Here is a 1,469-nt window from a genome sequence, read left to right as displayed (position 1 = left end):
GGCGGATTCTTGGGGTCCTCGCAACACCTGATGGCTTACGTAGTTGTCAGTAGATCACGCAGGCGCTCGGCTGGGGTTTTCCAGCCGAGCGTTTTGCGTGGTCGGCCGTTGAGTTGCTGGGCGACGTGTTCGAGGTCCTCGGGGCTGTGCACGGACAGATCGGTTCCTTTGGGGAAGTACTGCCGCAGCAGCCCGTTGGTGTTCTCGTTCGACCCGCGTTGCCAGGGTGAGTGCGGGTCGCAGAAGTAGACCGGCACCCCGGTGGCCACGGTGAACTGCTTGTGCGCGGCCATCTCGCAGCCCTGGTCCCAGGTCAGCGAGCCGCGCAGGTGCTCGGGCAGGGACTGGATCAAGGGCACGAGGACGTCGCGGACCTCCTCGGCGGTGTGCCCGCCGGGAAGGTGTCCGAGCATGACGTAGCGGGTGGAACGTTCGACCAGGGTGACGATCGCGCTCTCGCTGCGGGGGCCGACGATCAGGTCGCCCTCCCAGTGGCCGGGCACCGCCCGGTCTTCGACCTCGGCGGGGCGCTCGGAGATCATCACCATCTCGTCGACGAACCGGCGGGTGCGCTGGTCCGGGCCGCGGTGCGGCTTGCGGCGGGTGCGCCCGCAGCGCAGCGCGAGTGCGACCTCGCGGCGCAGCCCGCCACGGGCCTGGACGTAGATGGCCTGGTAGATCGTTTCCGGACTCACGCGCATGCTCTCGTCGTCGGGGAACTCGATGACCAGAGCGTGACAGATCTGCTCGGGCGACCAGCGCTCTTGCAGTTTGTCCGCGACGAACCGGCGCAGCGGGCCGTCCTGGGCGAGCTTGGAGTCCTTGGGGCGCGACCGGCTCCTGGCCCAGGCCCGCTGGGCCCGGTGCGGCCGGTAGACGCCGTCGACCGACCGGGCGTCGATCTCGCGCTTGACGGTGGAGGCCGGCCGGCCCAATGCCCGTCCGATCGCGCGCAGCGAGCGGCCCTCACGGCGCAGGTCGGCGATCAGCTCCCGCTCGGTCACCGTGAGGAACCTGGGGTGCAGCCCGGCCTCTACCGCAACGACAGACGGCTCCGAGGTGGCGACGATGCTGGTCACACCGGTCTTGTAGTCGATGCGGCGCCCGTCGGGGTGCAGGCGCGAGTGGCCGATCTGCCGGATCCCCCGGTCCCAGTCCTGAGCGGTGCGCTCATGGACGCCGGCCTGCACGGCGGCCTCACGGCGCCAAACTCCCGCCGCACGCAGCCGCTCATACTCCGCCCGCCCAGGATGGCCGGGCCTACGAGGCTTGCCACGACCGCGGATTCCGGCCTGCCGCGCCCATCCGAACGCCGTGTTGCGGTTCACCCCGACCGCGCGAGCCGCAGCAGTGATGCTGCCGTCCTCCCGGTCCAGCGCCTCGAAGAACCTCGCCTTCAACGCCTCGAAATCCACGATCCCCGCAACTCCCTGAACTCCAGGGTGTTGCGGGGATCAATAGAACCCACC

1 protein-coding gene is annotated in these 1,469 nt (G+C 69.7%); it reads right to left on the bottom strand.

Translation table 11 applies throughout. The annotated features are described in order from the left end of the window. Positions 1-35: 35 nt before the first annotated feature. Positions 36-1,226, bottom strand: a complete 1,191-nt coding sequence (locus ACFW22_RS35855) for an IS30 family transposase (protein ID WP_386412990.1) — start codon at positions 1,224-1,226, stop codon at positions 36-38. Between the last annotated feature and the right edge of the window lie 243 nt (positions 1,227-1,469).

The sequence above is a fragment of the Streptomyces sp. NPDC058872 genome, from assembly GCF_042743065.1.
GTDB lineage: Bacteria > Actinomycetota > Actinomycetes > Streptomycetales > Streptomycetaceae > Streptomyces.
Note: the sequence above shows the minus strand (reverse complement) of the source record. Positions and strands in the feature narration are given on the sequence as shown.